The following is a 5,212-nucleotide window of genomic DNA, read 5'->3' on the forward strand; positions in this document are numbered from 1 at the left end:
GCAGGTAAGGGGTGTCACGATCACAGGGACGGAAATGGCTCATGCGCGCTCGCTCATCGGAACCCTGACCGATCCGATCCCCTCGCGCTTGAAAAGTTCCACGCTAAGTCCGACAGGCTGCTAGGGCGCTCTGCAGAAAGGGCGGCATGCGGGTCCGTCAGCGCCCCGAATGACCTAGAAGGTCACGGTCGGACACGACCCCTGGCGCGGCGTCAAAGGCCCAGCCAAATTACCGGGGCGTGGTGCCCGCGACCGGATTCATTCCATCCAGCGCGCTACCAGCGAAAATAGGCGAGCGCCTGATCGCCCAGGAACCACAGGGCGACGATCACGACCACGAAGTAGAGCACGGTCACGACGAGCCAGAAAAAGGCCACGAAGATCATGAGCCCGTCCTGCTCGAGCTCGGCCACACATGCGAAGAAGATCCCGAGCGCCGGAAGGAGGTTGTTGAAGGGCATCCCGAAGGCCGGGATGGCCATGAGCAGCCCGCCCGCCGCGATCGTGAGCCCGCCGATGCGTTGGCCCTGCCGGCCGCTGACCCAGCCGCTGTAGCGCGGGCGGGTGAAGGGCCGGCACCAGCCGAGGATCTTGAGGCAGATCTTGATGATCACCTCCCAGGTCTTCTCCCCCATGACGGTGGCCCGGACCCTTTTCGGTAACACCGGCGTCGGGTGGCCGCGGAAAAGCTGCCATCCGAGCAGGGCGAAGGTCAGGCCGCCGATGACCGACAGCGGCCCGAGCGTCAAGGGTTGCAAGAACGGGAGGGCCAGGATGATGCAAATGAAGGCGTAGGCCGCCTCCTCGATGGAGTCGAGGACCTCACCCAGGGTCAGCGCCTCGTGGCGGGCGCGCTCGGCGCAGCGATTGAGCGTTGCAACCAGCGTGGCATAGTCGGCCATCTCAGCGCTTCCTCCTCGATCGGAATTCGGTAGCGAACAACAGTCCCACGCGCCGATGACAGGCGAGCGGACGTCCGGGTTCTCGGTTCAATGGATGAGCGCCCCTCGAAGGCATGGCGCCAGGCATGCTGGCGCTCGATGACGGTCCCGGCGGGGGCGGCGGACAATAGTAGGGTGAGTGCTCCTGCTTGTTCAAGCGCCGGGGCGGCCATAGCTCTGTCAAGGCCAGGGCTGTGGGGCGCGTCCCGGGCATGGGGCGAGGACCGATCACCGGTTTGCTCGTGCCGCGAGGGTGATTTCCCGGATCGGGGCCGAAGTGGACAAATAGCTCGTTCAAAACGCCGATGAGGGCGGCGCAGGGTCGTGCCGGGGGGCCGGGTCGTCGTCTACGGGCCCCACGGCGGTCTGTCCGCCGCGCCGTCCGTGATAGATGAGCGGCACGGGGTGACAGGCGCTGGCCGCCGGCATAGACTGTATATCACATCAGTCCAGGGCGCCGGGCCATGCCCCCTCCCTACGCCGAGCTGCACTGTCTCAGCAACTTCACCTTCTTGCGCGGCGCCTCGCACCCCGAGGAGCTCGTCGCCCGGGCCTATGCGCTCGGGTATGAGGCGCTCGCGCTCACCGACGAGTGCTCGCTCGCGGGGGTGGTGCGCGCTTATGTGGCCGCCAAGACCTGCGGGCTTGCGCTCCTCATCGGCACCGAGGTGAGGATCGCCGACGGCCCCAAGCTCGTCCTGCTCGCGACCGATCGAGACGCCTACGGGGACCTCTCGGCCTTGATCACCGCCGGGCGCCGGCGGGCCGGGAAGGGCCGTTATCAGTTGCGCCGTGCGGATCTGGAGACGGGTCTATGCGCTTGCCTCGCGCTGCTCCTCCCTGAGGATACGCCCAGGGACGAAGAGGAAGCCCGCTGGCTCGCCCGGCGCTTCCCGGAGCGCGCCTGGATCGCGGTCGAGCTGGTGCGCGAGGGGGCGGACCGGGTGCGGCTACGCAGGCTCGAAGGCCTGGGCCAGGATACCGGTCTGCCGCTCTGCGCGGCCGGGGATGTACACATGCACGGCCGCGAGCGGCGGCCGCTGCAGGATACGCTCACCGCCATCCGGCTCGGGACCCCGCTCGAGTCCGCGGGTCACGCCCTCTACCCGAACGGCGAGCGCCATCTCCGCGATCGGGAGACGCTGTCCCGTCTTTATCCCGAGAGGCTCTTGATCGAGACCATCGAGATCGCGCGGCGCTGCCGGTTCTCGCTCGATGAGTTGCGCTACGAGTATCCGGAGGAGCTGGTGCCGGCGGGCGAGACGCCGGCGAGCCACCTCTGTTCCCTGACCCATGCCGGTATGCAGAGGCGCTGGCCGGGCGGGGTCCCGGCCAAGGTCCGGGCCCAGGTGGAGCACGAGCTCGAGCTCATCGCGGAGCTGGGCTACGAGCCCTATTTCTTGACGGTCGAGGACATCGTGCGCTTTGCCCGCACCCAGGGGATCCTGTGCCAGGGGCGGGGCTCGGCGGCCAACTCGGCGGTCTGCTACTGCCTCGGGATCACCGAGGTGGACCCCGCGCGCATCGAGGTCCTGGTCGAGCGCTTCATCTCCAAGGAGCGCCACGAGCCCCCCGACATCGACGTCGATTTCGAGCACGAGCGCCGCGAGGCCGTGATCCAGTATCTCTACGGGAAGTACGGCCGCGAGCGCGCCGCCCTCACCGCCACCGTGATCACCTACCGCCCGAAGAGCGCGATCCGCGACGTGGGCAAGGCCCTTGGCCTCGGGCTCGACGAGGTGGACCGGTTGGCCAAGAACGTCTACTGGTGGGACGGGAAGGGCATCGTCCCCCCAGTTATAAGACCTGGTGGGCTCTCCGAGATCGATCTGGACCCCCAGAACCCGGTCATTGCCCGGCTCATGCGGTTGGTGCGGGAGATCGTCGGGTTCCCACGCCACCTCTCCCAGCATGTCGGCGGGTTCGTGATCTCGCGCGGGCCGCTCTCGAGGCTCGTGCCCATCGAGAACGCGGCCATGGAGGGCCGCACCGTCATCGAGTGGGACAAGAGCGATCTCGATGCGCTCGGCCTGCTCAAGATCGATTGCCTCGGGCTCGGGATGCTGTCCGCCATCCATCGGGCTTTCAATCTGATCCAGGGCTATCCGATCCAGAACGATGGCGGCCAGCGACTGACCCTGGCCACCGTGCCGGCGGAGGACCCCGAGACCTACGCCATGATCGAGAAGGCCGACACGGTCGGGGTCTTCCAGATCGAGTCGCGTGCCCAGATGGCGATGCTGCCGCGCTTGAAACCGCGCTGTTATTACGACCTCGTCATCGAGATCGCCATCATCCGCCCCGGCCCCATCCAGGGCGAGATGGTGCACCCCTATCTGCGCCGCCGCGCGGGGCTCGAGCCCGTCACCTATCCCTCGGAGGCGGTGCGCGCGGTGCTCGGCCGGACCCTCGGCGTGCCGCTCTTCCAGGAGCAGGTCATCAAGCTCGCCATGGTGGCGGCCGGGTTTTCCGCGGGCGAGGCCGATCGATTACGCCGCTCGATGGCGACCTGGCGGCAGAGCGGGGGGATAGAGGATTTCGAGGGGCGGCTCATCGAGGGGATGAGACAGCGCGGCTATCCCGAGACCTATGCTCGGCGGATCTGCGAGCAGATCCGCGGATTCGGCGAGTATGGTTTTCCGGAGTCCCATGCCGCGAGCTTCGCGCTCCTGGCCTATTGCTCGGCCTGGCTCAAGTGCCACGAGCCGGCGGCCTTCACCTGCGCGCTGTTGAACAGCCAGCCTATGGGTTTCTATGCCCCCGCCCAGCTCGTGCAGGATGCCCGGCGCCATGGGGTCGAGGTGCGGCCCATCGATGTCGGAGTCGGTGACTGGGACTGCACCCTGGAGGGCAACCCGCCCGCCCTTCTGCTCGGGCTCCGGATGGTCAAGGGCCTGTCGCGTGCCGGGGCCGAGCGGATCACCGCCGCGCGCCCCTTCCGGGATGTCCAGGACCTCGCCCGGCGCGCCCGCTTGACCCGCCGTGACCTGGAGGCGCTGGCCGCGGCCGATGCCTTGCGGGGGCTTTGCGGCAACCGCCACCAGGCCCGCTGGCAGGTGCTCGGCATCGAGGCACCGCTGGCGCTCGGGGTGATGCCCGCGCTCCCCGAGCCCCTGCCGCTCCTGCGCAGACCCACCGAGGGCGAGGACATCGTGGCGGACTACGGGAGCCTGGGCCTGACACTCGGCCGCCATCCCCTGGCGCTCCTGCGCCCCGTGCTCACGCGCCTCTCTTTCCAGTCGGCCCGCGAGGTGCTGGGGCTCACTCACGGCCGGAGCGCGCATGCCGCCGGCCTCGTCATCACCCGCCAGCGGCCGGGCACGGCCACCGGCGTCGTGTTCCTGACCCTCGAGGACGAGACCGGCCCGCTCAACGTCATCGTCTGGAGCAGCCTCTTCGAGCGCAAGCGCCGCATCGTGCTCGGGGCGAGGCTCATGGGGGTGACGGGCGAGGTGCAACGCGAGGGCGAGGTCGTCCATCTCATCGCCCGGAGACTCGAAGACCGAACGGCCCTGCTCGGAGGGCTCCGAACGGTGTCGCGGGATTTCTGTTAGCCCATCCTGCCGTGAAGTGAGAGACTACCGACCATGACGACCGTGGAATTGCATCTGATACACATGGTACGCGCGCCTGCCCCTCCCCGTTGGTGCCCGATGATCCCGACGACAGGCGATCCCCTGGCATGACCTCCGCGACGAGATCGGCGGCCGCTGATCGGTGCTCGCGGTTGACACCAATGTGCTCGTATACGCACATCGGCGCAAGGCGCGCGAGCGCATGCTGATACTCCGGGCGTCTTGTTCGCGGTGATTGCCACTTCTTGTTCAGGCGTCCGTATGGACCGAAATGTTATGCCGCAGACTCAAGTGGCATTTCCCAGCCGGGGAAGACAAGAACGGCCGGGTGACACTTGAGAGCACGGGCGAGAACCTTTGCCCGCTCTATCCCGAGGCGCACGCGATTGTTTTCGATTGCAGACAGGGTTGCTTGAGAGATACCGGACAACGCAGCGAGCTGGTTCTGGCTCAATCCCTGCAACTCGCGAATAAGGCGAACCGACTCGCCAACCGAAACGTCAATGCGCTTTCGCGCGGGTCGAAACTGTTTCATTTCACGGCCTCCGGTAATCGTGAGGGGTAACATGCACTCATAGGTAAGATCTTATAACTATATGAGTTATAAAGATAACAAATGCGTGGAACTTTTAGGGCTCCACCCGATCTGATCAACTTTATCGGCAAATCAAGATGATCGGGGAGGGGAGGATGGAA

The 5,212-nt window shown here is 66.7% G+C and carries 3 protein-coding genes; 1 reads left to right on the forward strand and 2 read right to left on the reverse strand.

Going from position 1 to position 5,212, the window contains the following annotated elements; translation table 11 throughout:
* Nucleotides 1-275: 275 nt before the first annotated feature.
* Nucleotides 276-902 (reverse strand): exopolysaccharide biosynthesis protein, encoded by a 627-nt coding sequence (locus M3461_10465; GenBank protein ID MDQ3774740.1) that lies wholly within the window; start codon nucleotides 900-902, stop codon nucleotides 276-278.
* A 503-nt stretch (nucleotides 903-1,405) separates the two neighbouring features.
* Here M3461_10465 and M3461_10470 point away from each other — a divergent pair.
* Nucleotides 1,406-4,495 (forward strand): error-prone DNA polymerase, encoded by a 3,090-nt coding sequence (locus tag M3461_10470; protein MDQ3774741.1) that lies wholly within the window; start codon nucleotides 1,406-1,408, stop codon nucleotides 4,493-4,495.
* 295 nt (nucleotides 4,496-4,790) lie between these two features.
* Here the strand turns inward: M3461_10470 and M3461_10475 are convergent, their stop codons facing one another.
* Nucleotides 4,791-5,051, reverse strand: coding sequence for a helix-turn-helix domain-containing protein (locus M3461_10475; protein MDQ3774742.1), 261 nt, complete (start codon nucleotides 5,049-5,051; stop codon nucleotides 4,791-4,793).
* Nucleotides 5,052-5,212 lie beyond the last annotated feature (161 nt).

This window comes from Pseudomonadota bacterium, assembly GCA_030860485.1.
GTDB lineage: Bacteria > Pseudomonadota > Gammaproteobacteria > JACCXJ01 > JACCXJ01 > JACCXJ01.